Genomic DNA, 21,577 nt, shown 5'->3' with positions numbered 1-21,577 from the left:
GGAGGGGGACGGTGATTAGCTTCTAATCGTCGTCTTCTTCCAGGTTTTTAAGCTTGTTTCGGATGGTGCGGTCAGAAATGCCCAGTAATTTTGCAGCTTTCTTTTGGTTGCCCTGGGTATGTTCGAGTGCTTTCTGGATTAGTTGCAGCTCCATGTCTTCAATCGACATTAGTGGCAGGTCGGTGGCAAGAACTTCTTTATTCAGATTATCATCAACACTGGAGAACATTTCATGATTGATATGCTCCATGGTGATTTTATCACTGTCTTGGGCTAAGATAATGCCGCGGTGAATTTTATTATTCAATTCTCTCACGTTTCCGCGCCATTCCTGCTGCACAAGATGATTTAAGAGCTCTTCCGAAAGTTCTTTTTTCTCCAGCCCGTATTTTGTTGAATAGTGTTCTACAAAATAGTTGGCCAAAACCGGGATGTCGGTTTTACGATCTCTGAGTGGTGGAATTTCAACTGGAAATACATTCAAACGGTAGTACAAGTCTTCCCGGAATTGCTTTTCAGCAATGGCTTCTGCAATATTTCGGTTTGATGTGGCCAGGATGCGAACATCTGCTTTTACCGGCTCCTGACTTCCCACCCGATAAAATTCATTTTCCTGCAGAACGCGAAGCAGTTTAGCCTGTACGTTTAGTTCAATTTCTGTGATCTCATCCAGCAAAAGAGTGCCGCCTTCAGCAGCATCAAAAGCTCCTTTACGGTCTGAGGTTGCCCCGGTGAAAGACCCTTCAAGGTGTCCGAATAATGTACTTTCAACAAGCTCGGAGGGAAGGTTCGCACAATTAATTTTTATATACGGTCCCTGCGCGCGGTTACTGTTCACATGAATTTGATGGGCAAATACTTCTTTCCCTGTTCCGCTTTCTCCTTGTATTAGAACAGGAGCAGCATTACGGGCAATTTGAGGGATGATCCGCAGCAGCTTTTTAATCTGTGGATCGTTTCCTACAAACTTATTCTCGGCTTCGTCGGAATTGTCAACCGGGCTTACCAAATCGCCTTTTTTGTCTTCCCGGGGAGAGTGGGCTACTGACTTCGGCTTTTTGTCTCGCTCTTCCGGATCTGCATTAAAATACCGGTTCACGCGGTATAGAATTTCTTTGGCTTTAAAGGGCTTGGTCATGTAATCAAATGCCCCTTTGTGGAGAGCCCGTACGGCGTGGTTGATGTTCCCAAAGCCGGTAATCATAATAACACCGGTATCCGGGTAATTCTTCTTCACGGTGGCAAGCACTTCATCACCGGTCATTTCATTCATTTTAACATCGGTGATGACCAGGTCAACGCTGTTTTTATCGAGATACTCCGTGGCTTTAACAGGCGATTCAAAAGCGTGAATCTCAAACCCTTCTTTTGTTAATATCTCCTCCATAAAACCGAGCAGGAGTTCGTCATCATCAACAACAAGAATGGAGTGTTTCATAAATTTTTAGCGGATTAATTTTTTAATAGCGCCAACTTGATGAAAGAAGTTACGGGATTCTAAGACAAAAAAAGAGAGCATTAATGCTCTCTAACTATTATTCAAGATGAAATTAAGAAAGATAAGTCCGCACTATTTGTCAACTATATTCTGTGCTATTTTTGACCATACTTCCGGATCGTTCAACATCTTACCAATTTCGGTGTTTTTAGCTGCCTCGGGCGACTCTTTCTTGGCGGCTTCATACGCCTGAAGTTTGGCTTTATAATCTTTCAGCTTACCGAAAGAAGCCTGATTCTGCTTTTCAAGTTCAATTTTAGCAAACAGCTCTTCGCTTTTCTTGGCGCTGAAATTTTCCAAAGATACCTTGTCGGTTAACTCCGGGGATTTTTCGGCACGAGAAACTTTAGAAGCATGCTGACTATTCTCGGAAGCGTCAGTGCTTTTTATGTGGCCGTTAACGTGATTTGTTAGCTTATTAATTTCCATGGTATTATCCCTCTTATTCATCAAGATTAAAAGTACGAAATGTCAGGATTCTTTAAAACACGGTAGCTCTTTTCCACCTTGCGCTGGTTTACAGCTGTGCCTAATTTTTCCTTATGACTGTTTAATATGTTTTGAAGGTTGTTTTGAATGCCATCATTCAGTTCCACAAACGTTTCAAAGAGAAAGCGCAGGGAGATACGTTCCTCTTCCGAAAGTGAGTCTTTGGGGTTTGCTTCGGTTAAGATACCCAGCTTCTTCACCAGCTCTTCGCGTTGCCCCAGCTGAGATTTGATAGCGTCAAACGAAGGTTCATTCTCATCTATTTCACGGAGAATCGCTTCGCTGCTGTCATTCAGTTGTCCCAATATGTTGTGTAAAGGGGTCATTGTTTGGGGTTCCATCTCATAAATTATTAATAACCGGACATGAAGTTATAAACCGCATCGAACTGAGCTTGTCCTTCTTCGAGAATCAGGTCCAGCTCATTAAATATTCGGCGCTGCTCGGCTTCATATTCTTCCAGGTATTTCCGTTCACTGGCTATACGCCGGTCTAAACGGTCAATTTTTTGATCCAGTCCGCTTTCAATGGCAGATAGGATTCCATCTGCTTCAGTGTATGATTCGGCCCGTGCCTTCATCATGGCCACCGGAGAGTTCTCATTGGTAAAAAAGTTGGCAATCTGTTCCGGGTTTTGGCTCAGGATGTCATCCAGCTTAGAGGAATCATCGATAACCATCTTCCCGTTATTCTCGAACGTGATGCCCATGTCGGCAAAACTGGCAACCTCACCTTCAGCAACACCGCCTAACGACAGAATAGCTGTTTGCCGCAAGTTAATACTCAGATTTCGAACCGATCTCACTCCCTGAAGCGGGCCTTTATTACCGGTTTCAGGATTAATGAATGTACGCTCCCGGATGGTCTCGTTCATTTCATTATAGGCATTGATGAAGTCCTGCAGGTTAGATTTTGCGGCTTCAGTATCACGCTCAACCGTCATTTGTTCCGCTACGCCGGTGGCTTTCTTCAGGGTGAAGGAGAGCCCTTCAATAGCATCATCAACAGTATTTTCGGCGCGGTTAAACGTCACTCCATCAATAATAAACTGAGCATCTAACTCGGCTTGGGGAGTGAGGTGAGTCATATTCCCGGTAACGCCTGCTAATACACCGGTGGCACCGCTAAATTGAATTCGGTTGTCGAAGCCGGTATCAAGGCTTTTAAGTGAGAACTGTATATTTTCGCCATCCAGGTTAAAAACGCTGGCACTGGCTTCTTCACCAAAGAGGCTTTCAATTTCAGTTTCAAACGATTCCAGAATTTCCTGGTTGGTTTTATCTACCGTGCCGCCACTGCCATCGTCTTTGGTGGTTACAACATTTATAGTCTCTGTCTTGTCACCAATGGTCAGTGTTACCGAGCCATCTCCCTGTGCGGCGAGTTCATAGCCGGCACCGGTCATTGTTTCGGAGAGGGCGGTGTCGTTTTTAGCGAGTCTTTCTACAGTGATATTGAAAGCAGATTCATTATCTAAACCGGAAGCGGAGTTTACCTGCACAACTGAATCATCACTGGAAGTAGTTTTAAACGGTTCAAAAGACCGGTTGGTTGGAGTTTCAAGCTCCTTAATAATATTCTCAAAATCAGAGATCGCCTTACTCACGGTTCCAATGGCAGACTTGGATTCTTTCTCATCCCGAACCTGCACTTCCATCCGAAGCATTTTCTGGCTTTCAATATTAACAAGCTGCGTTACGAACGACTCGTACGAACTTGTTTGACTCATAAGGCTGGAAATGGATGCCATAATTAGAGGTATTAACGGTTACTGTATATTATTGCTGAACCACAGAGGGAGAAGGTTGTTTTTGATTGGCAACTTCTTCCCAGGTTTCTCTTAAAGGCTCCAGGATTTCACGGATTTCTTCAAACCGCTGCTTCCGGGCCAGGTCCTGGCAATACCGGTAAAGCTCAAAAAGCTGACCGGCGGGTTCATAATCAAAATTCAATCCTTGTATCAATTCAGATAGAATGGCTTTTACTTTCCCCTGATCTTCGCGGTAAGAGGCCTGTATAACCAGGTCGTACATCTTTACTACCAGCTTCAGCGGTGAAGCATTCATCACAGATTGTTTTTGATAGACTAATTGTGGATCTCGCATAATTTTGAAATTGATGAAAGTAACTCCCGGTTCTTTTCGGCCAAATACCGTCAAAACTTAAATTAGGAGTTTTTAATGTTTCTCAATCCATCACAGGCTTAAAAACCTGTTGAGGACAATCTTGTTTTGGCAACTACTGTGCCAAAGTAGAAAACCATCTATTGGTAGTTTTTGAGGCAAAAAGCACCCGGTTTGTTATCAGACAGGCGGAAAAATATTCTGAAGCGGAAAATTTGGCCCTCATTCTGGGTCTCAAACAGGCGAATTACAAGATGGAATCGGGCTTTTATACCATGGCATCATTTTTGGAAATGAGAGGGTGTTGAAAACCAGAAAACTCATTTTCGATTATGAAAGTAGAATTAGCGCGCGCCCAAAAGTTATTAGATCAGAGATACCCGGATCCGGATGAAGCGATTAAGTTGCTTGACCCTTTGCTAAAGCGAGAGTCTAAACACTGGCTGGTCTATTACTTCCTGGGGATTGCTCAAATGCAGAAGTCCAATTTTGAGAAAGCTATCGGGTATTTCGAGAAATCCATCGGTGAGCATGATCAAAACTCCCAGACCTATTTGTTGGTTGCTCGCTGTTATTATGAGCTGCAGGATTTTGAGAATGCAGAGCGTTTTGGGAAAGCAGCCGTACAGTTGAACCAGGAGTTGTTAGATGCCTGGATGTTTATGGGGCAGCTCTACTGGGACCAGGCATTATTAAATAAAGCCATTCAATGCTACACCATTGCCAATAAACTGGACCCGAAGAATTACCTGATCGCCTACAATATCGGCCAAATTTATGCCGATCAGGGTGACTATAAGAAAGCCCTGGAATTGTACGATATTACCCTGCAAATGGAGCCAAAGCTGATTGACGCAGGCATCAAGAAGGCGCAGATTTACCAGTCGATTGGTGAATATGAGCAGGCGGAAGTAGCCATTGAGAAAGTGCTGGAACTTGACAGCGAAAACCTGCTGGCGTTGAGCGTGCTCTCTCTGCTATATCGTGCCATGGGTAGATATAGCGAGGCCATTGCATTGAATGAGCGCTTGCTGGATCGTTACCCTAACGATGGAAATGTGCGGGTAAATTATGCACTCTGCCTTCTGGAAACCGGTCAATATGATGAAGCGGAGAAGAACTACCGGAGAGCATTAAAAGATACCCCTGAAACGCAGCAGTCCCTTTCCAACTATTTGATGGGGATACATTACAATCCCAAGCGAACCAAAGAAGAGATTTTTGAAGCTCATTCACTTTGGGATCAATATTATGCACCGGAAGAACGGCCCGGGCGTCCGGTTCCCGCTAATAAAGATAAAGAGAAGAAACTGCGTGTTGGTTTTATCTCGGGTGGGTTTAAAAAACACCCGGTAGGCTGGATGATAACATCAGCCCTTGAGAAACTTCCCAAAGATGAAATTGCAACCTATATATACACCACCGATACCTACCACGATTCACTCACTAAACGCATCCGGGAAGCCAGTGCGAAGTGGACATCCGTAGTGGGATACAGCGATGAGGTGGTTGCGCAAATTATTAAAGACGATGAGATTGATATCCTGGTAGAGCTTTCCGGACATTCATCGGGGAATCGATTGAAAACAGTTGCCCTGGAACCAGCCCCAATTACCATAAAATGGGTGGGAGGGTTGTTCAATACTTCAGGGTTGAAGTCGATGGATTACCTGCTGACAGATGCTAAAGAATCTCCGGAAGGAGAGGCGCCATTCTACACCGAAAAATTGGTTCGTATGCCGGACGATTATGTCTGTTATACCCTTCCAAATTATGATATTGATGTAGCAGAAGCTCCTGTTACCCAAAATGGACACATCACTTTTGGGTGTTTCAATAACCCTACCAAGATTAATACAGAGCTATTGTCTAAATGGGCAGAAGTTCTGAAGCAAGTTCCTGATAGCCGTCTTTTTCTCAAGAGCAAACAGTATGATACGGAATTGGTTAGGGAACGAATTATCCAACATTTGGAGGAGTGCGGAATCGAGGAAGACAGGATAATTTTTGAGGGATATTCACTCCATAATGACCTGCTTGAATGCTACAATAAAATTGATATTGCGCTCGACCCGTGGCCGTATTCCGGTGGATTAACAACCATCGAAGCTTTATGGATGGGCGTGCCGGTAATCACCAATTCCGGCCCTACTTTTGCCGGGCGGCACTCCACTTCTCATTTAACGAATGCAGGATTCCCGGAATGGGTGACTGACAACTGGGAAGACTATATACAAAAAGCAGTATCTCTTGCCGGTGATGTTGATCAATTATCAAAGTTAAGAGCGGAACTCCGGGAGCGTCTATTAAGCTCCCCGGTATGTGATGCCAAACGCTTTGCCCGCAATCTGGCGGATGCTTTCCGTAAAATGTGGCTTCAGAGAGTGCAAGGATATGAAAAGAATTTATCCGAAGGAGAATGGCAGGATCATATTTGGGTGTCACAGAAAAAAAAAGAACCCGAAACCCAAGCTGAATCACTTCAAAACGGAAAACAAAACAAAGCGTTGAAGAAGGGGATTTATGTGAACAAGTCTCTTGTGAAGTTCAAGGATACTCCATCTGAAGTAGTAGAGGCCATAGTGAATACTCCGGGTTTAAAGTATGCGGAACCATTGAGTGTGGCCATCCCGGAATCTGAGCTTTTCAGGTTGAGGAATATATTTGAAGAACATGAATATGGACTTCCTTCAGTTTTTCAGCTGAATGAGAACAGTGTGGTAGTTGATATAGGCGGGAATGTTGGGTCTTTTTCATTATATGCCCGCCAGTGGAATCCCGAATGCCAGATCCACAGTTTTGAGCCCAACCCACAGGTGTTTCCGCTTTTGGCACATAATATGAAAGACCTTGATAATATTTCTATTACCCAGGTAGCCCTGAGCGATCAGAATGGTGAAATCAATCTGTTTCAACATCCGAGGAATACAGGGCAGTCTTCAACGACTGTACACATGAAAGGCGGACATGAGGTTACTGTTAGGATGCAGAAAAGCGGAGAAGCACTTGCTGAGAAAGGAATCAACAAGATTGACGTCCTTAAAATTGATACCGAAGGGGCTGAAGTTTCTATTCTGAAAGGCATGAAAGATCTGCTCATCAACACCGGCTTTATTATGCTGGAATATCATTCAGAAGCAGATCGCCGGGAGATAGATGCCATTCTATCTGGATTCAGCGTGTATGCATCGGGAGTTTCAGTTCCTTGTGAAGTTGGAACCATCAAGTACATCAACAACAGGATTCTAAACAAATAATATTGTGAAAGCAGAATTAGAAAAGGTCCGGCTTTTATTGGATCGGGCACAACCCGATGCTGATGAAGCAATAAAGGTTCTGAACTTATTGGCAGAACAGGGTAATGAGCACTGGCTGATTGATCACTTTCTGGGAATTGCCCACATGGTAAGAGCCAGCTATGAGAAGGCAGTCGTTTACTTTGAAACTTCTCTTATCAAGCATGCCGAAAACCCACATGCTTACTTACAAATTGCCAAATGTTTTAACGCACTTTCAGATTTTGAACAGGCAGAGCGTTATGGAAAAGCAGCCATTCAGTTAGATCAGCATTTGCTGGAGGCCTGGATGTTTATGGGTGAAATTTACCAGGGGCGGTCTGATTTAGAAAAAGCCATTCAGTGCTTTACCATCGCTAATAAACTGGACCCAAAAAATCATGTTATTGCCTATAAATTAGCCGGAATTTATTCCGAAAAAGGGGACCTCAAGAAAGCAATGGAGCTGTACGATATTGCCCTACATATGCAGCCCAATTTCGAAGTAGCAAGAGCAGAGAAAGATAAGCTCTATACCTCTTTTGGAAGAAAGAGTAAGCCACGAGGCGGAAAATACATTCACCTATGCTTCAACCATTTGTATGCGAAGTCACTTTCAGATATGCTGGCTTTTGTGAACGAGGAATATGATCAGCAGCATCTTCTATTTGTAGAATCACACTGGGCCATTGAAGAGTATAAACCTGATTTAAGCAGTAATGAACACGCTGCCTGGTTTAATCATGAGTACGATTTTCCTGCTATCATTAACAGATGCCTGGATTCAGACGTGGACGCATTATTTGTACACGGACTGTTTTTTAAATGGCAGAAAAAACTGATCAAAGAAATCGGCTCAAAAAAACATATTGGATGGATTATTTGGGGTGGTGACCTCTACAATCCCATCAAAATAAAAGAGCCGGTAGTAGATATTGTTAAACATATCGACAGCATTCACTCATTGGTTGAGGGCGATGTTGAAGTGTTTAAGAAACATTACGGAGACCGCCCGACTTTTCGTTTTGGTTATCCTTACCCAGGACTGTATGGCGACATTCCTGAGGTGATTGAAAGCAAAGGCCGTCCCAGAATAATTGTGGGCAACTCCGGAGATTACTCAAATAATCATATCGAGATTCTGGAAGCGCTGAGGACAAAGAAGGACGTGCGGTATTATGATATTCTACTCCCGGTATCCTACAACTTACTCCCCGAATATGAAGTTGCAATCCATAAATGGCTGAAGGCAGCTGGGATGTTGGGTTTAGTGAAGCTCATCAAGACTTTTATAGAACCGGATAAGTATCGCGCTCTTGTGGATGCTTCGGAAATGCTGATTACTGCTCATAACCGCCAACAGGCCATCGGGAATATGCTTTTGTCGTTATACAGCGGGAATACTACTGTTCTGAAAAAGAAGATTACGGTGGGTGAAAAAGAGCAGATGAACCCAACCTGGGAAATGTTGAAGAAATATGGCTTGGGTGTATCGGGTTTTGAAGAGTTTAGAAAAGCTCCATCTATACGATCTTTCCTGAAAAAGGCTCAACCTCAGAAAACCCGAAATCAACAAATTATAATGAATGAATTTGGCTTAGAAACCCGGGCAAAAGATCTGGTAACATCCTGCAGAACAATCAGGGAAAGGGTAACCAAAAAACATGCGATGGTGAATTAAGATGGAATCAATAGTACAAGCAACCGCAACCTACCCGAATATCGATGCCGTTGAAATCGAAGTTGGAGAAGGTACGGTTATAGAAGAGTCGGCAGTGATTAGGGGTTTGAACGGACCGTCCACAACCATCAAAATTGGGGAGAACTGCTACATCGGCAAGAACGTGCAAATTATCTGTGATCACTTTGAGCTGGGGGATTACTCCAAAATTCATCACAACACCAATGTGCATGGCTACAAACCCTGTGTTATAGGGCATAACGCCTGGGTCGGGCAGTATTCTATCATCGATAGTATTGGTGGGACGACCATTGGTAATAACTGTGGGATAGGGGCACACTCTCAGCTTTGGTCGCACATTAAGTATGGAGATACCCTGGAAGGCTGCCGGTTTTTTAGTGAAAGCTCCCTGATGGTAGGTAACGATGTTTGGTTTGTGGGCCACTGTATTGTTTCCCCCATCAAAGCTGAAGATAAATCGATGGCGATGGTTGGCTCGGTGGTGACTAAGAACATGGAGTACAACCAAATTTATGCGGGCTCTCCGGCTCGTTCTCTTTCAGAGAAAATTGGTCCGCAATTTGAAGAAGTGAGTCTCGATGAAAAGATGGAGAAAATGAACATGCACATGAAAGAGGCCGGAATATCAGCACAGAAGGTTAAGGTGGTAAGCAACATTACGGAATTCAATTTCGATGACGACGTCAGCTACTTCGATGTGGCTTCCAGAACCTATACCAAAAAGCGCTCCACAAATGAAGTACAATTCATGAAGTATCTGCTTCCTGAAAAAGGAAAATTTGTGCCCTATGAGTAACTACAAAATTCCTTTCAACAAACCGTTCATAACCGGCAACGAACTTGAATACATTCAGGATGCGGTAGATTATGGGAAGATTTCCGGGAATGGAAAGTACACTCAGAAGATTCATCGGTTTTTTGAGCGACAGTTTGGGTTTAAGAAATGTCTGCTCACCACTTCATGTACAGATGCTCTTGAAATGGCCGCTATTCTTTTAGATGTGGAACCGGGGGATGAAATCATCATCCCGTCCTATACTTTTGTTTCCACAGCTAATGCTTTTGTATTGCGAGGGGCTGTTATTCGGTTTGTGGATTCCAGAAAAGACCACCCCGGAATAGATGAAGATAAGATTGAAGAGCTGATCACTGAAAAAACGAAGGCTATTGTGGTGGTTCACTATGCCGGTGTAGCTTGTGATATGGATAAGGTGATGGACATCGCAAACCGGCACAACCTGTTTGTAGTTGAAGATGCTGCCCAGGCCATCAACAGTTATTATGAGCATGCGGATGGAATCCGGAGTCCGCTGGGCTCAATTGCACATTTAGGGACATTTTCATTTCATGAAACAAAAAACATAATAGCGGGTGAAGGAGGGATGCTGACCATAAACGATGACCGATTTGCCGAACGTGCAGAAATCATTTGGGAGAAGGGAACCAACCGAACGGCATTCTTCAGGGGTGAAGTGGATAAATACGGCTGGGTAGATATCGGTTCTTCGTTCTTGCCTTCAGAACTGAATGCTGCTTTTCTATATGCCCAGTTGATGAACCTGATTCGGATTCAGCAAAAGAGAATGTGTATTTGGAACCGATATCAAAAAGGATTGGAAGGTGTGTGCAAGAGACTGGGAATTCGTCAGCCGGGTATTCCCGGTTATGCCACCAATAACGGACATATGTATTACCTGGTCTGTAGAAATCGCCGTCAGCGGGATGAACTGATCGCTTATTTAAAAGAGCGGGATGTTTTAAGCGTTTTTCACTATCAGCCTCTACATACATCTAAGTTCTTTCAGGATAGGCATGACGGAAGAACGTTGCCCTATACTGATCTTTATTCCCATAATCTTGTTCGGCTTCCTTTCTATTACGAACTGACCGTTGAAGAACAGGACTATATTATAGATGCCATAAACAATTTCCGAAGGGTGGAAATCCAACCCCCTCTTCCGGTTGCAGTTGCCCGGTCCGTTGCTGATCAGGCGGTATAGGAATTTCACGCTCACAAAAACGCACTGTTGATGAAGTTTCATTTCCATTTCTCTTAAATATTTCTTGATTTTTAGTCATTAAGAGCCTTTAGGGGCTCTTTTTTTGTTCAATAAAAATATTTAAGGTAAGATTTAAGAACGCTATTTCACCCACGATAACTTGAGTAACCAAAGCAACTCATAAGAAACTTTAATTAAACAAAAGGTGAAATATCATGGCAAGTTTTGGAGATCTAAACAGAGTAAATACTAACGTTCAATCGTTAGACTCACAGTTATCACTGAACCGAGTAAACCGAGACCTGGCCGACAGCCGTATGCGTATGTCAACCGGTCTTAAAATCAACAGAGCAGAAGACAACGCTGCCGGATACTCGATTGCAACCAAATTGAAAAGTAGAACAGCCGGACTGGAGCAATCTCTTCAGAACGTAGGCGATGCCAAGTCGGTATTGGATATTGCAGAGTCCAGCTTCGACACCATTATGGACAGCCTCGTTGAGATGAAAGGCCTGGCTACACAGGCTGCTAACGACACGTTAGGCGACACCGAGCGTGGCTACATCGGCGACCAGATCAAAGCTCTGGGCGACGATATCAACGAAATCGCTAACCAAACCGTATTCCAGGACTTTGACCTGCTGAACGGTGCTACCGATGACATGTCCGGATCACTTGATCTTACCTTCCAGGTAGGTGAGCGTGCTTCTGATACCATCAGTACTTCCATTGACGCTGTAAACGTTGGTGAGCTGTTTGCTTCCGGTGGAGACGCTTCTCTGGGTGCTACAACAACTGCCGGTGGTGGTGTTGCTGCAGGTGCAGGTATCTCAGCTACTGCGGCTACAACCAGTGGACAAGGTGCTCTTACATTCAACGCATCAGCTACATCTACTGACTTCCGTAGCTTCCTGAGCGCGGTTGACAGTGCGATTGACGAAATGTCGAACCGAGTGAACGACATTGGTATCACTCAGTCTTCTCTTTCTGTACGTGAAGAGACCCTTTCTGAGTCGATCAGCGCAAACGAATCTGCCAAGTCACGTATCATGGATACTGACTTTGCGAAAGAACAAAGTAAGTCTGTAAAACTGCAGATTTTGCAACAGACAGCGACTTCATCCCTGGCGCAAGCTAACATGGGACCACAGTCTGTGCTTGGATTCCTCGGATAATATTCAGTAATCCAGCGAATCTATTGATTCCAACCCACCCCGGCTTAATTGTCGGGGTGGGTTTTTTTGTTTGTGTCAATTCCTTAATCAAGGCATTTCCGGCAGGACCCTCTCTCTGTCTCTCTCCCTCCGGCGAGCCTGTATGACATCCAATCCTAAGCTGGGGCCGCAGGGAAAGAGGACTCGTTGGTGAGAGTTGGTGTGGGGAGAAAGATATAGGTTATGGGAATACTCTTTAATTAAGCGCTCCCTCCATATAAGCGCAGCGCAATAGGGAGGGCCGGGGTGGGTCGTTAGGTGGAAATGGCTTGATGGATGATTGCAACCTCCGACCTCCACTAAATCTCCTCCTTCGCAAGGAGGAGACTTTTCCGTGCTTCATAAAAGATTACGATATTAGATTTAAGCAAAGAAGCATTTCAACGCGTCTTTCTCCTTAATAAGGAGAAAACAAAAGAGGTCGGAAATGCTGGAATAAAATTCAGAAATACGATTCTAAAACAACATCTCTAAAAAAGACTCCCTAACCTCTTCACCCGTATCCCGGTACGTCCCGAACTGCACATGCTGATTGGGTTTGGTCGTATCAACCTCAATACCCCAGAGCGGAGAAAGGGTGATTGGGAGCATGGAATAACGGCCGTCACCTATAACTTGTTCATGGCTGGGGTGACGGATCAGTATGCCATCCGAGAGCTCCGAAAAGCGTTCAATATCGTAGTACAAAGTAGTTCCTTCGTATGTCTCGAATGCTGATTCCCAATCCAAAACTGGAGTGCTTTCGCCATTGTAAATCACGGGATCAGAAAAAGGAATGAGTTTTACGCCGGCTGCATGCAAGCTGTCGTTAGCTGTATAACGAATGCTCCACAGCCAGTTGTTGGCAATGGTGGGTTTTACGATCAGCTGATGAATCTCGTGGCTTGCATCTTCGGCTATTTTTCGGGCAACCTCTGCCGCTTTCCGTTGCTGGGTAAATCCAAAGAGGAGGTAGAAGGCTATCCACCCCAGGGAAAGCCAGGCGAAGAGCTGCTTTCGTTTGTAGAAGGCCATTCCGGTGAATAGGATAACCCCAAAGGTAAATAGGGGATCAAAGACGGAGATGATATCCAGGGAAACACGGGTATCGGTGAAGGGCCAGAAGAGGAGCACGCCGTAGCTGGTGAAGACATCCGTTATGCCGGCAGTTGTGTAACCGGCTAAACTGAACAGGTAAGTTTCTTTAACCGTGAGATATTTCTTAACGAACCACCAAAGCAGGAGGGTGGCGATCAGCGCTCCAACCGGAATAAACACGATTGAATGGGTAAACTGCCGATGCAGCTCCAGGTTTAACAGCGGATCGGAAGCACTGCCAAGAAACACATCCAGATCGGCGAGCATGGCCGATGCCACCCCGGTAAAAGCCGCCGCCCGAAAACTTCGTTTATCCGCATACGACTGCGAAGCGGTGGCACCGATAAGTCCGTGGGTGACGGGGTCCATTTACTAAAATATTTGAAAGGTTTTATTAAACATTTTCCATCTAATCTAGTGTTTTTAATGTTTAAACTTGAATTTAATGGTCAAAGAAATATTTTAGGAGAGAAATAACACTGATCAATTATACTTCATTCTCAAATTTAAAATAACAGCATGAGAGAATATTTAAATAAAGCAGAGAATATTGAAAAGGGGTTTCTATCAATTGATAAAAGAATAAAACAGATTGAAGAAGCAATAGGTTATGATAAAATAAAAGAGTTATCACAAGACATTGCTGATTACTTATTTCACATGCAAGTCGACGAACCAAGTTTAAACAGTATAATTAGTTCCCGAGAAAAACAGAGCCAGATAGCAATTTGTATACTCAATGCGTCATGCGAAATTGAAAGCGCATACCACCTTTTAACAACTGGTAATGTCCCAGCTATTTATAGGCAGTGTAGACTTATTCATGAATTTTCTGCTGTAGCAATTTTTCTAAGTATTCCTAAGAAAGACCTTTTAGAGTATCTCTCAGAAAAAAATAATTTAATTAAAAAAATTAATGATAATCCTAATTCTGATTTTTGGGATTTATACAAATCTAGTTATAAAAAAATGGGGAGTAAATTTCAGCGGGTAGACCCTATTATCAAGGGAAATATACTACTACCTCCATATTTAGAATTTCTAAGGAAATGTTTACCGCTAAGCCCAAAGGACACAACTTGGCTTTCAACTCAAGTAAAGCACGTACTTCACCCAATTTCTCATGGGTCGATTGAAATGTTACCTTTTCATTTTGGTACTGTAAAAGAGGATGGTAAAGGAGGAATTAACTATTCTTCTAACAAAATTGAGATGTACCAAGGTGGAATTGAATATATAATTTGGACTACTAAATTTTTAAGCAAAGTTTTTGAGCTAACCAGGTCGTTCATTATCAAAAACAATTAACCTCATAAAATGTTTTAAAGTTTATGAGCTTTCTAAAAGGATGGTTTGGAGAAAAAAAGACCGCTTTTAATATATGGTTGTTTCTAGATAATGAAGCTTATCAAAGATACCATAATGTTATCATTCCAAGTAAAAACGGAACCACACAGATTGATCACATCATTATATCAAAATATGGTCTTTTCATTGTAGAGACGAAGAATAAAAAAGGATGGATTTTTGGATCTGAACAACAGCCAAAATGGACCCAATCTATATATGGAAAAAACTATCCGTTTCAGAATCCATTAAGACAAACATTTAGACAGAAAAAAGTTCTTGCAAAGTACCTGTTGGTTCCTGAATCACTAATTCACACCATAATTTTCTTTAATGGAAATTGTGAATTTAAAACCAAAATGCCTGAAAATGTGATTAATTCCGGATTGGGTAAATATATTAAACAATACAAGGAGATTATCGTCAGTAATGATGATCTTAAGTTGATAATTGACAAACTCGACCTGCTGGTTTCTAATTCGGATTTATCAAACAAAGATCATTTACGTTCATTACGTGAAAGAAAGAGATCAAATACTATCTGTCCAAACTGTGGAGCTAATCTTGTAGAAAGAGTAGCAAAGAGGGGGCCTAATAAAGACACCAAGTTCTTAGGATGTGAAAACTATCCAAAGTGTCGATTTACAAAAAACGCTTAATTTAGTTTTAGCTGCAGCGAATACCTGAAAACTGTTGGTGTTAAAGGACCAGATTTTGATTATTTGGTAATAACAAGATCCCTGCTTTCGCAGGGATGACAAGGGATAATAAAAAGTTTAATGAAGGGTAGTATTATTCAGGTAGATTTCTTCGCAGGTAATGATTTCTTCGCAGGTAATGATTTCACCCAAACATTATAATTCACTGCCCTTAAACCCCGACCTCCTCTAAATCTCCTCCTTCGCAAGGAGGAGACTTTTTTCGGAGCTTAGAAAAGGAGAAGAGAATGAATCAAACTACCAAGTTTCTAAAGCGTCTTTCTCCTTGATAAGGAGAAATCAAAAGAGGTCGGAATAGTTTGTATAAAGGCACGAGCTGTAGAGCTTATAGAACCAATCAGCCTACTGCTTAGCAGGGATGAAATTGTGTAATGATTTGGTTGCCAGATTCAGGGAGATTGCCGCGTCGTTATGCACTTAGCCCGGCGTTTGGCTTTGGATGCTCCTCGCAAAAACCGGTCGTTGGTAATGCTTCATTTTCATAGAATTGGTCATTGGAATTTGGAGCTTGGAATTTCACCTCATTCCGATGCTCTCCGTCAGAATGAAAGTTTCCGCCAGCCCTTATCGACCGAACGAAATAACCTTAACTGGATCGGTATTGGCAGCTACACGGGCGGGGAACCAGGAGGCGATGGCGGAGAGGAGAAGGGTGACTACGGCTGTAATCAGGAAATCCATCAGGTGCGGTTCAACGGGGGCATAACTCATGTAATAGTTTTCCTGTGAAAGAGGGATGATCTGGTAATTGGCCTGAAGGAACCAAAAAAGTAAAGATATACCAATCCCGATGATGAGTCCAACCCCGGCGACCATCAGTCCTTCCATTAAAAAGACCCGGCGGATGATCTTCGACTTACTGCCAATGGTTTTCAGTACGCCGATATCGCGGGTGCGCTCCAGCACCATCATCAGGATAGCTCCAATCAGGTTAAAAGCCGCTACAATAATCATCCCGCTGATCACCAGGGGAATCATATTTTCCTGCAGTTCCACCCATGCAAAGATATTCCCGAATACGGTGTAAATGGTTTCGTTGTAGTAAGGGAAGGTGAGGCTTTCACTCAGCTTTTCCTTGAAGGGGAAAATGTCCACATTATCCTGCAGCCTTAATTCAATACCATCGGCTACATTGGGTGGATACTTGAACAACTGTTGGGCGTGGGGTCGGCTCACCATCGCAAATACATCATCAAAGCGGTCGATGCCTGTTTCGTAAATACCGGTCAGCCTGAATTGCTTGATTTCGGGGGAGTTGATTAAAGAGGGAATGCCTTCAATAGTGTAAACGGTGATTACAGAACCAATTTCAGCCTGAAGTTCCTGGGCCAGCTGGGCACCCATTGCAATGCCGGGCATACCGGTGGAATCTTGCCCCAGGTTATAAGTTCCTTCAGAGATATACTTTCCAACCCCGAACGAAGGTCTGTCTAAATCAACACCTTTGAGCGTTGTTCCGGTGACGGCATCCCGTGTTTGAATCATAACCTGACCCTGAATCACAATCTGCTTACTCTTGATTTCGGGATATTGGTCCAGATGGGCAAAAACGGTGTCTACCCGTTCGATGGGTCGGTCCGTAAAAGTGGTGACGGTGATATGCGGTGCAAAATCCATGATCTTCCCGTTAATCGTGGATTTAAATCCGTGAACAATGGAAAGGGCGATGAGGAGTCCGGCCGAGCCCACAGCAATGCCGGTAATCGACATGTACTTGATGAACGACAAAAAGCCCGAGCTTTTGCGCGAGCCTTTGAAATACCGAAGCGCCAGGTACCACTCAAATTTCATATGTTCGTTATTGGTTATTCGTTAATAGTTAGTAAATGAATCAACCTAAGTTACTTTCACTGGTTATTGGAAGTTGTTAACCGATTTTCGAAAAACGAATATACCATTAACGAACAACTATTCCGGTTTCATCTGAGGGAAGAAAAGGACGTCGCGGATGGATTCTGAGTTAGTCATTATCATCGCCAGACGGTCGATTCCAATTCCTATTCCTGCAGTAGGAGGCATGCCATATTCGAGGGCTCGGATAAAGTCATCATCGATGGTCATGGCTTCATCATCTCCGCCGGCACGCAGTTTAGCCTGCTCTTCCAGTCGTTCGCGCTGGTCAATCGGATCATTAAGCTCGGTGTAGGCATTGGCAATTTCTTTTCCGTTACAGATGGCCTCAAACCGCTCCACCAATCCTTCCTTGGATCGGTGCTTTTTGGTAAGCGGACTCATCTCCAACGGGTAGTCGGTGATAAATGTTGGCTGAATGAGTTTGCCTTCCACATATTCTCCGAAAATCTCATCGATTATTTTACCGGCACCGAAAGACTCGTCCATTTCAATGTGCAGTTCTTTGCCAACAGCCTTCAGTTCATCCAGGTCTTTGCCATATAGGTCATGCCCGGTTTCTTTTTCAATAGCTTCAAAAAGCGGAACCCGGGGCCACGGGGCTTTGAAATCAATTTCATGTTCGCCAACCTGAACTTTGGTAGAGCCATGCAGTTCGATAGCTACTTTCTCCAGCATCTTCTCGGTGAACTCCATCATCCAGTTGTAGTCTTTATAGGCAACGTATAGCTCAACCTGGGTAAATTCCGGATTGTGGAATCGGGAGAGTCCTTCATTCCGGAAGTCTTTTGAAAATTCATAAACGCCGTCATAACCACCGACAATCAATCGCTTCAGGTAAAGCTCATTAGCAATACGAAGATACAAATCCATATCCAGGGCGTTGTGATGCGTCACAAAAGGCTTGGCCGCAGCACCGCCGTAAACAGGCTGAAGGATGGGTGTTTCCACTTCAAGGTAGCCTTTCTCGTTCATCACGTTACGCATGATCTGAACCATTTGGGTACGCTGCTTGAAGGTTTCACGTACTTCAGGATTCACAATCAAATCCACATAGCGCATGCGGTAGCGCTGCTCTTTGTCCGTGAAGGCATCATGGACGATGGTTTCGCCGTCTTCCGTTTCCTCCTCTTTTGGAGTAGGGATAGGGCGGATGGTTTTAGTCAAGAAGTGGAACTCTTCGGCATGAATGGTAGTCTCGCCGGTTCCGGTCTTAAACACAAAGCCTTTGATACCGACAATGTCCCCGATATCCACCAGCTTCTTGAATACTTTATTGTAGTTGTCGTTGCCCAGTTTTTCGGTGGCTACGTCATCCCGGCGAATATACACCTGAATGGTGCCTTCGGAATCCTGCAGGTTAAAGAAAGAAGCTTTCCCCATAATGCGGCGCGTCATTACACGTCCGGCAACGGTCACGATTTCAGAATCGGGATTGGTTTCCTCGTCCCGCAGAAAGTGATTTTCATTATCTAAAATCTGTTTCGAATTGTGGGTAACGTCAAAAGAGTGAGGGTAGGGGTTAACTCCCAAATCCTGGAGTTGCTGAAGTTTTTCCCTGCGAATTTCTTCTTGTTCGGAGAGGGATAATTCCTGGTCAGACATCTATAAAAATTGGATTAATTAATTGCGTTCAAACGAAGTACCAAAAATACCGAATTGTAGTGAGAATTGTGAGGATCATCAGAAATTAGTTTTACAGGAAATTAATCCGGTTAATAAAAATTAAATAGTACCGATAATACCACCGAAACTGTGATAAGCGTTCTGTATAGGCAGCTGTACACTACATATTCAGGCGTTTTTTTTAGCTAAATCAATTTTAACTTTCTATACTTACAAGGCTTTGATAGCTTTAGGTAAATAGAATACTAAAATACTGTTGAACCTACCTCCTGGTATTTTCTTCGGGTCCAAATAAAAAATTCAAAATCAAATTACTCGGTAATGCAGATTAAAAAACACTTTATAGCGTGTATAGCACTTGGTGTGGCTTTTACGGGGTGTGAACTTCCGAAATCACCCGATTTCAGAACTTCACACAAAGTAGAAGCCCCCGTGATGTACAACAAGACGTTTCAATTCATGGGAGACTCTACCATGTCAGTCATGATTGACACGACAGGTTCAGACTTCGATTCACTGTTCACGGTAGATGGCGATGACTTTATCACCATTTCCAAAGAGCAGGATTTTAACTTTGGTGAATTAAACGACGCCATTCCGGTAATTGATGTGGACCCCACCTCTTTTGATGCGGCCGTAGGGGAGATTGAGATTACGGATTTCTCTTCCGGGTCCGGTGACCTTGGGTCTGCTAATATAGAAGAAGTGACAGGGCAAAACCCTAATTTTGTACCGGCTGGAACGCCAATACCCGCGGGCAGTAATGCTGCTTCACCGGTACGAATCGGTATTGGTGCCAACACCGATTTCTTTAGCAGCGCCACTATTAAAAGCGGGGCTTTAGATGTACAACTGACCAATAACTTGGGATTTGATTTTCAGACCGCCAATATTCAGGTTATCGACACCACAAATAATGCACCTATTGGCAATGCTGCTACTTTCAGTGCAGCCAACGGAAATCAGTTAACAGACGGTAGCACGCAAACGGCTTCCATTACATTTTCTGATGGCGACCAGCTTCGCAACCTTGGGGTTGAGATTGTGGTATCCTGGGATAATTTCAATTTCCCGAATAACCCACAGGAGTTGGTAGTTAATTCTGTGAATGGTAATAACCTGGTAGCATCACAGGTACAAGCTGCACTTGATGCACAGGATTTTTCAACCTCAAGCACGGCTACCTTCAGCGCTGATGAGTTTGAATTCACACAGTCTAACCACTTTATCCGCATGAAGGCCGGTGAGATTGACATTGATCCCATTCAAAATGATCTGGAGTTTTCCATTGATGTGACCATCGACTTCCCGGATATCAGAAACTGTCCGGCTTCTGTAGCTAACAATATTTCAGAGATTACCAGTGTGAACTCTCTGCAGATTGCATATACCGAAGCCAATGGCACGGAGATATCAAGAGCAGGTAGTTCTAACCGGGTTACTATTCCGTTGACTGAGTGTGAAGTTTATGCCACCAACAACGAAATTACTTTTACGATCAGTGCAGCAACTGAGAACACCAAAAATGCTCCTCAGGGTGATCAAATTCGTGTGATTAACGAAAATCAGTCAGTGGCTTCTTCGGTTACTATTTCAGGACTCGAGATTGAACGAGCTACCGGTGTAATTAAGCAACAAACGGTTCTTTTGAATGATGACGATCCGGCTGACCTGGATGACGATTTAGCTTTATTCAACGATAACGAAGCTGAAATTACAGAGATTGACGGCTTGAATGACCTTTCATCCCAGCTGAATAACCTGAATTTCACCAACCCAATTCTTTCCATCAACTACGAAACCAACATCAGTGTACCGACTACGATTTACGGAGCTTTTGTAGGAATTAACGGAGATGGAGAGCAGGTGTACCTGAGAGGAACAGGAGCAGAATATGATGTAGATCCCACCGACCCTATATCCGGTCTGCTTAAAGATGCAGGAGATCCCCTTGATGCCGATGAAATGATTAAGTTTTCACTGGCTGAGAATTTGAATGGTGATAACATCAATGCTTCTATTCAGTTCGATCGCACCAATACCAATGTGGATGTATTTCTGAATAACCTGCCATCTGAGATTCGCTTTATTGGTAAAGCTGTTGTAAATGAAGACGAAGATGTGGCTACTATTATCGATCCGCTGAATTTCGATCCTAAAATCAGTGTAGATATTCCGCTGCGGCTATCAACTAACCAGCCTATTACTTACACAGATACAGTAGAGCAAGACATGAGCGGTGTACCTTCACCGGAACAGGGAGATAAGAGCTCTATCACTGAAGGAATTATTGCCATCGATTATGAGAACGGGTTCCCGATGGGTGTTGACCTTGTGGTGACCTTCCTGGATTCCCTTCAGAATGAACTTTCTCCGGTTTCTGTAGTTCTGGATGAAATTACTTTGCAGGCTGCACAAATTGGTGCTGACCGATTCTCTGATCATGAGAACCCAACCAGCGGTACCATTGAGCTTGCCCTATCGCAGGATCAGCTCGATCAACTTTATCAAACTCGTTTCCTTGAAGTTTCAGCTTCATTACAAACAACAAATAACCAGGACGTTAAAATACGGACTTCCGACTATATCACTTTATCGGTTCGGGCAGAATTGACCATCGAATCGGAGGTGAAGTAAGATGAATAACAGGCTATAT

The 21,577-nt window shown here is 43.5% G+C and carries 16 protein-coding genes; 8 read left to right on the top strand and 8 right to left on the bottom strand.

The annotated features are described in order from the left end of the window. Window positions 1–22: 22 nt before the first annotated feature. The 5 genes from NM125_RS15625 to NM125_RS15605 form a co-directional block, all read right to left on the bottom strand. Complete coding sequence (locus NM125_RS15625) at window positions 23–1,438, bottom strand: sigma-54-dependent transcriptional regulator (RefSeq protein ID WP_255135915.1); 1,416 nt, start codon at window positions 1,436–1,438, stop codon at window positions 23–25. A 132-nt stretch (window positions 1,439–1,570) separates the two neighbouring features. Beyond that, the gene (locus NM125_RS15620; RefSeq protein ID WP_255135914.1) at window positions 1,571–1,927 is read right to left on the bottom strand and encodes a hypothetical protein; all 357 of its coding nucleotides are present in this window, start codon (window positions 1,925–1,927) and stop codon (window positions 1,571–1,573) included. A gap of 26 nt (window positions 1,928–1,953) precedes the next feature. Then, on the bottom strand, window positions 1,954–2,313 hold the full coding sequence (gene fliT / locus NM125_RS15615) for a flagellar protein FliT (protein ID WP_255135913.1): 360 nt from the start codon (window positions 2,311–2,313) through the stop codon (window positions 1,954–1,956). 26 nt (window positions 2,314–2,339) lie between these two features. After that, window positions 2,340–3,737, bottom strand: a complete 1,398-nt coding sequence (gene fliD / locus NM125_RS15610; protein ID WP_255135912.1) for a flagellar filament capping protein FliD — start codon at window positions 3,735–3,737, stop codon at window positions 2,340–2,342. A gap of 28 nt (window positions 3,738–3,765) precedes the next feature. Further along, on the bottom strand, window positions 3,766–4,092 hold the full coding sequence (locus NM125_RS15605) for a flagellar export chaperone FliS (RefSeq protein ID WP_255135911.1): 327 nt from the start codon (window positions 4,090–4,092) through the stop codon (window positions 3,766–3,768). Window positions 4,093–4,442: 350 nt separating this feature from the next. On the opposite strand from NM125_RS15605, the gene NM125_RS15600 reads away from it, so the two are divergent. The 5 genes from NM125_RS15600 (at window position 4,443) to NM125_RS15580 (ending at window position 12,262) form a co-directional block, all read left to right on the top strand. Continuing rightward, the gene (locus NM125_RS15600; RefSeq protein WP_255135910.1) at window positions 4,443–7,367 is read left to right on the top strand and encodes an FkbM family methyltransferase; all 2,925 of its coding nucleotides are present in this window, start codon (window positions 4,443–4,445) and stop codon (window positions 7,365–7,367) included. A 4-nt stretch (window positions 7,368–7,371) separates the two neighbouring features. Continuing rightward, window positions 7,372–9,066, top strand: coding sequence for a TDP-N-acetylfucosamine:lipid II N-acetylfucosaminyltransferase family protein (locus tag NM125_RS15595; protein ID WP_255135909.1), 1,695 nt, complete (start codon window positions 7,372–7,374; stop codon window positions 9,064–9,066). 1 nt (window position 9,067) lies between these two features. Further along, a complete protein-coding gene (locus NM125_RS15590) occupies window positions 9,068–9,883 on the top strand; it encodes an LbetaH domain-containing protein (protein ID WP_255135908.1) in 816 nt (271 codons plus the stop codon). Next, window positions 9,876–11,087 carry a dTDP-4-amino-4,6-dideoxygalactose transaminase gene (gene rffA / locus NM125_RS15585; RefSeq protein ID WP_255135907.1) on the top strand — a complete coding sequence of 404 codons (1,212 nt, stop codon included), beginning with the start codon at window positions 9,876–9,878 and terminating at the stop codon, window positions 11,085–11,087. Before NM125_RS15590 ends, rffA begins: the two co-directional genes overlap by 8 nt. Window positions 11,088–11,302: 215 nt before the next feature. After that, window positions 11,303–12,262 (top strand): flagellin, encoded by a 960-nt coding sequence (locus tag NM125_RS15580; protein ID WP_255135906.1) that lies wholly within the window; start codon window positions 11,303–11,305, stop codon window positions 12,260–12,262. Window positions 12,263–12,757: 495 nt separating this feature from the next. On the opposite strand, the gene NM125_RS15575 is transcribed toward NM125_RS15580, so the two are convergent. Further along, the gene (locus tag NM125_RS15575) at window positions 12,758–13,747 is read right to left on the bottom strand and encodes a metal-dependent hydrolase (RefSeq protein ID WP_255135905.1); all 990 of its coding nucleotides are present in this window, start codon (window positions 13,745–13,747) and stop codon (window positions 12,758–12,760) included. Window positions 13,748–13,897: 150 nt separating this feature from the next. Here NM125_RS15575 and NM125_RS15570 point away from each other — a divergent pair, with 150 nt between their 5' ends. Continuing rightward, window positions 13,898–14,686 carry a hypothetical protein gene (locus tag NM125_RS15570; RefSeq protein ID WP_255135904.1) on the top strand — a complete coding sequence of 263 codons (789 nt, stop codon included), beginning with the start codon at window positions 13,898–13,900 and terminating at the stop codon, window positions 14,684–14,686. Window positions 14,687–14,709: 23 nt separating this feature from the next. After that, complete coding sequence (locus tag NM125_RS15565; protein ID WP_255135903.1) at window positions 14,710–15,384, top strand: nuclease-related domain-containing protein; 675 nt, start codon at window positions 14,710–14,712, stop codon at window positions 15,382–15,384. Window positions 15,385–16,008: 624 nt separating this feature from the next. On the opposite strand, the gene NM125_RS15560 is transcribed toward NM125_RS15565, so the two are convergent. Together NM125_RS15560 and lysS are read right to left on the bottom strand one after the other, a co-directional pair. Continuing rightward, window positions 16,009–17,235: an FtsX-like permease family protein gene (locus NM125_RS15560; protein ID WP_255135902.1), complete on the bottom strand. Its 1,227-nt coding sequence runs from the start codon at window positions 17,233–17,235 to the stop codon at window positions 16,009–16,011. Between the two features lie 117 nt (window positions 17,236–17,352). Beyond that, on the bottom strand, window positions 17,353–18,900 hold the full coding sequence (gene lysS, locus NM125_RS15555; RefSeq protein ID WP_255135901.1) for a lysine--tRNA ligase: 1,548 nt from the start codon (window positions 18,898–18,900) through the stop codon (window positions 17,353–17,355). Window positions 18,901–19,242: 342 nt separating this feature from the next. Here lysS and NM125_RS15550 point away from each other — a divergent pair, with 342 nt between their 5' ends. After that, window positions 19,243–21,558 carry a hypothetical protein gene (locus NM125_RS15550; RefSeq protein WP_255135900.1) on the top strand — a complete coding sequence of 772 codons (2,316 nt, stop codon included), beginning with the start codon at window positions 19,243–19,245 and terminating at the stop codon, window positions 21,556–21,558. The last annotated feature ends 19 nt before the right edge of the window (window positions 21,559–21,577 follow it).

The organism is Gracilimonas sediminicola, assembly GCF_024320785.1.
GTDB classification, from domain to species: domain Bacteria; phylum Bacteroidota; class Rhodothermia; order Balneolales; family Balneolaceae; genus Gracilimonas; species Gracilimonas sediminicola.
Note: the sequence above shows the minus strand (reverse complement) of the source record. Positions and strands in the feature narration are given on the sequence as shown.

Bases quoted from the DNA above. Each gene is read 5' to 3' on its own strand.
- NM125_RS15620 (WP_255135914.1), bottom strand. From the start codon at position 1,927: ATGGAAATTAATAAGCTAACAAATCACGTTAACGGCCACATAAAAAGC.
- NM125_RS15565 (WP_255135903.1), top strand. From the start codon at position 14,710: ATGAGCTTTCTAAAAGGATGGTTTGGAGAAAAAAAGACCGCTTTTAAT.
- fliT (WP_255135913.1), bottom strand. From the start codon at position 2,313: ATGACCCCTTTACACAACATATTGGGACAACTGAATGACAGCAGCGAA.
- fliD (WP_255135912.1), bottom strand. From the start codon at position 3,737: ATGGCATCCATTTCCAGCCTTATGAGTCAAACAAGTTCGTACGAGTCG.
- NM125_RS15590 (WP_255135908.1), top strand. From the start codon at position 9,068: ATGGAATCAATAGTACAAGCAACCGCAACCTACCCGAATATCGATGCC.
- NM125_RS15625 (WP_255135915.1), bottom strand. From the start codon at position 1,438: ATGAAACACTCCATTCTTGTTGTTGATGATGACGAACTCCTGCTCGGT.
- NM125_RS15550 (WP_255135900.1), top strand. From the start codon at position 19,243: ATGCAGATTAAAAAACACTTTATAGCGTGTATAGCACTTGGTGTGGCT.
- rffA (WP_255135907.1), top strand. From the start codon at position 9,876: ATGAGTAACTACAAAATTCCTTTCAACAAACCGTTCATAACCGGCAAC.
- NM125_RS15575 (WP_255135905.1), bottom strand. From the start codon at position 13,747: ATGGACCCCGTCACCCACGGACTTATCGGTGCCACCGCTTCGCAGTCG.
- NM125_RS15570 (WP_255135904.1), top strand. From the start codon at position 13,898: ATGAGAGAATATTTAAATAAAGCAGAGAATATTGAAAAGGGGTTTCTA.
- NM125_RS15560 (WP_255135902.1), bottom strand. From the start codon at position 17,235: ATGAAATTTGAGTGGTACCTGGCGCTTCGGTATTTCAAAGGCTCGCGC.
- NM125_RS15605 (WP_255135911.1), bottom strand. From the start codon at position 4,092: ATGCGAGATCCACAATTAGTCTATCAAAAACAATCTGTGATGAATGCT.
- lysS (WP_255135901.1), bottom strand. From the start codon at position 18,900: ATGTCTGACCAGGAATTATCCCTCTCCGAACAAGAAGAAATTCGCAGG.
- NM125_RS15600 (WP_255135910.1), top strand. From the start codon at position 4,443: ATGAAAGTAGAATTAGCGCGCGCCCAAAAGTTATTAGATCAGAGATAC.
- NM125_RS15580 (WP_255135906.1), top strand. From the start codon at position 11,303: ATGGCAAGTTTTGGAGATCTAAACAGAGTAAATACTAACGTTCAATCG.